Origin of the sequence: Mesorhizobium sp. M7A.F.Ca.AU.002.02.1.1, assembly GCF_003998535.1 — a bacterium.
GTDB classification, from domain to species: Bacteria; Pseudomonadota; Alphaproteobacteria; order Rhizobiales; family Rhizobiaceae; genus Mesorhizobium; species Mesorhizobium ciceri.
Window position 1 is genome coordinate 1 of the sequence record NZ_RZPB01000745.1, and the last position, 2,921, is coordinate 2,921.

Here is a 2,921-nt window from a genome sequence, read left to right on the forward strand (position 1 = left end):
CTTCTACCGGGGCAAGGATGTCGCGGTGATCGGCGGCGGCAATTCGGCGGTGGAAGAGGCGCTCTATCTGTCCAATCTCGCCAAGAGCGTGACGGTGATCCACAGGCGCAGCGATTTTCGCGCCGAACGTATCCTGCGCGAGCGGCTTCTGAAAAAGGACAATGTCCGCGTCATCTGGGACACGATCGTCGACGAGATCACCGGTCGGCCCGGCAAGACGCCGCTGCCGCCCTCGGTCGAAGGGCTGAAGCTCAAGCATGCGGGGACCGGCGAGGTGTCGCACCTCAAGATCGACGGTGTGTTCGTGGCCATCGGCCATGCGCCGGCGGTTGAACTGTTCGCCGGCAAGCTCAAGCAGAAGCCGAACGGCTATCTGTGGACGGCGCCGGATTCGACCCGCACCGATGTGCCGGGCGTGTTCGCGGCCGGCGATGTGACCGACGATATCTACCGCCAGGCGGTGACGGCAGCGGGGCTTGGCTGCATGGCCGCACTCGAGGCGGAGAAGTATCTGGCCGGCATCGAAGTGCATCGCGAAGCGGCCGAGTAGAGAGTTCAGAGAGCGGCTTAGAAACGCCGTGTAAAAGCCTGATTTTTCATTCAGACGCCAAAACAGAACGAGGGGAATCATGGCGTTGGACTGGGACAAGCTACGCGTGTTTCACGCTGCGGCGGAGGCGGGGTCGTTTACCCATGCGGCCGAGACATTGCATCTGTCACAATCGGCGATCTCGCGGCAGGTCAGCGCGCTCGAGCATGATGTCGGCGTGCCGCTGTTCAACCGCCACGCCCGCGGGCTGGTGTTGACCGAGCAGGGTGAGATGCTGTTTCGCACGGCGCATGACGTGCTGATGAAGCTGGAGACCATCAAGTCCCGGCTGACCGAGACCAAGGATCGCCCGTCGGGCGTGCTGCGGGTGACGACGACGGTGGGGCTGGGCGCCGGCTGGCTGACCGAGCGGGTGCAGGAATTCATCGAACTCTATCCTGAAATCAGCCTGCAGTTAATCCTCGCCAACGAGGAGCTCGATCTCACCATGCGCCAGGCCGATTGCGCCATTCGGCTGCGCCAGCCGCAGCAGCCGGACCTGATCCAGCGCCGCCTGTTCACCGTGCATTTCCACCTCTACGCGGCCCCATCCTATGTCGCCAAGCATGGCAGGCCGTCTTCCGTCGCCGAGCTGAAGGCCCATCGCATCGTCACCTTCGGCGTGCCGGTGCCGTCGCATCTGTCGGAGCTGAACTGGCTGGAAACGGTCGGTGATTTCGAAGGCGGGCAAAGGGTGCCGACGCTGCAGATCAACGACATATTGTCGATCAAGCGGGCGGTGCAGGGCGGTGCCGGTATCGCCATGCTGCCCGACTATGTGATCAGCAAGGACTCCGACCTCGTGCAGCTGCTGCCGGAGACCGAGGTGCCGTCTTTCGACACCTATTTTGCTTATCCGGACGCGATGAAGAACCAGGCCAAGCTGCACGTGTTCCGGGACTTTATCATCGCCAAGGCGAGAAGCTGGTCATTCTAAGGACATGTCGATTGCCTGGCCCGACCTGAGCCTCAACATGCCCTGAGACGGCGCTGCCGGTTTCACCTACCCCCGCCAGGGCGACAGTCGAGGCAGCCAGCCGGGCACGTTGCGGCGGTAGGCGTCGTATTCGGCGCCGTACCGGTGAGCCAAAGTCGGCTCCTCGTAGAACCGCACGAAAGAGCCCATGGCGATCGCGCCGATGACCGCATAAGCGGCCAGCGTCCAGCTCGAGAACAGCAATGCCTGGCCGAGGATGATCGACAGCACGGCGACATACATCGGGTTGCGGACATGACGGTAGATGCCGCCGATCACCAGCCTCTCGGTTGGCGCGACCGGAGCGGGCGTGCCGAGGCCCTCAAGCGCGAATCGACCGAAGGCATGCAGCAGTGCTGCGATCGCGACGGCGATCAGAAGCCCGCCGGCAGGAACAAAGCCCGGCAGACCAGACCACGGCAAGCCCCAGCGATCGGTCAACAGCCAGGGCACCAGCCCGGCAACCACGCAGGGCGCCGCGATGAAGAAGGCCGCACTGCCGGCGATCGCCGAAAACGTCCGCATTGGCTGCTTCCTCCCGATTGCCTTAGAAATGCACGCCTGCTGCCTGCTTCCACATCATTGCCCGGTTTTGGCATTTTGAGCCGAAAGCCAGCCGAGATCGGCAATTCTGTAGTTGCAATTGCCCGATTCGGCGGCCCATTTCGACGATTCTGCTGGTCCTATTGGCTTCTGGAATGGGTTAGACCACAGCCTGCGTCTTTTTGCATGCGTGTGTTGCAAAATAGATGCTTGTTTCTTGGGCATGATGAGCACATATATAGATCATCTCCTGGGCGCGTTCTCCTCCCATTAGCGCCCTCGAGTGTTCCCCTCTGGAGGTTAGCCTTAACAGGCACTCCAATCAAACTCAGCCGGATCTTCATTGATCCGGCTTTTTTGTTGCCTGTGCTCTGCTGGGCCGGCAAAAAATTCCATCACAATTGCCACGTAACGGTGACATGTAACCTCTGGTAACATAGCCCGGGCGCCCGCGACCTGCTATGTGGATCATAGGACGCGGTGTGGTTCGGACGGGAGATGGGGGCATCACTCGTACGGCCCGGGCTCAGGCGGCTACCGCGTCCGAACCGTTTTTCCGCCGAACTCGGCGGCACCAAATGCGGCGGACCTGCCGTTTTACCTCCCAAGGAAACGGTCCGCGAACAAAACGACGTCCGGTCCCCGCCGGACGTCGTTTTCTTTTGTCCCCTCGAATCAGGTTCGAGAGGAACGCTACGCCATCAGGCAGCCTTGCCGTTGGTGTTCATCGCCTCGTCGGCCAGACGGCCGGTGAGTTCGGCCATGTGGTCGAAGACGGCACGGTAGCTGGCAACGCCCGCGGTCGCCGAGCGC

At 61.9% G+C, this 2,921-nt stretch carries 3 protein-coding genes; 2 read left to right on the forward strand and 1 reads right to left on the reverse strand.

Translation table 11 applies throughout. The annotated features are described in order from the left end of the window. Both EN879_RS30510 and EN879_RS30515 read left to right on the forward strand, forming a co-directional pair. A partial coding sequence (locus tag EN879_RS30510; protein ID WP_164774681.1) for an FAD-dependent oxidoreductase occupies positions 1–550 on the forward strand: 550 nt, incomplete at its 5' end. A gap of 79 nt (positions 551–629) precedes the next feature. After that, entirely contained in the window at positions 630–1,526 is an 897-nt protein-coding gene (locus EN879_RS30515; protein WP_013530079.1) for a LysR family transcriptional regulator, read from the forward strand. 66 nt (positions 1,527–1,592) lie between these two features. Here EN879_RS30515 and EN879_RS30520 read toward each other — a convergent pair whose 3' ends face one another. Beyond that, on the reverse strand, positions 1,593–2,090 hold the full coding sequence (locus tag EN879_RS30520) for an isoprenylcysteine carboxylmethyltransferase family protein (protein WP_013530080.1): 498 nt from the start codon (positions 2,088–2,090) through the stop codon (positions 1,593–1,595). Between the last annotated feature and the right edge of the window lie 831 nt (positions 2,091–2,921).

Bases quoted from the DNA above. Each gene is read 5' to 3' on its own strand.
- EN879_RS30515 (WP_013530079.1), top strand. From the start codon at position 630: ATGGCGTTGGACTGGGACAAGCTACGCGTGTTTCACGCTGCGGCGGAG.
- EN879_RS30520 (WP_013530080.1), bottom strand. From the start codon at position 2,090: ATGCGGACGTTTTCGGCGATCGCCGGCAGTGCGGCCTTCTTCATCGCG.